At 36.1% G+C, this 241-nt stretch carries 1 protein-coding gene; it reads right to left on the bottom strand.

Annotation, left to right across the window (positions count from 1 at the left end):
• Positions 1–225, bottom strand: a 225-nt coding sequence (locus SH09_RS17535; RefSeq protein ID WP_412179349.1) for a PTS sugar transporter subunit IIC, incomplete at its 3' end; no start/stop codon positions are given.
• Positions 226–241: the final 16 nt, after the last annotated feature.

Genomic DNA, 241 nt, shown 5'->3' with positions numbered 1-241 from the left:
TAGAGAAGATACAAGGGGAATAATAATATATGCTGCTATTACAGCACTTAAATTATACAATGAGCTCCCTTCTAAAAAATTCATTGACTTAATTGGACCGATGAGCCCTACCAATCCAAACCCAGCCGATTCTGCATCATTTTTAATCTGTAGTAAACTTCCAAAAAAGCCTGATATAGCTGCGGTACAAGTTACAGGCAATAATAGAATTGGGTAACGTATCATATTAGGCATCATCATC

The organism is Staphylococcus gallinarum (assembly GCF_000875895.1).
In the GTDB taxonomy this organism is placed as follows: Bacteria; Bacillota; Bacilli; order Staphylococcales; family Staphylococcaceae; genus Staphylococcus; species Staphylococcus gallinarum.
Note: the sequence above shows the minus strand (reverse complement) of the source record. Positions and strands in the feature narration are given on the sequence as shown.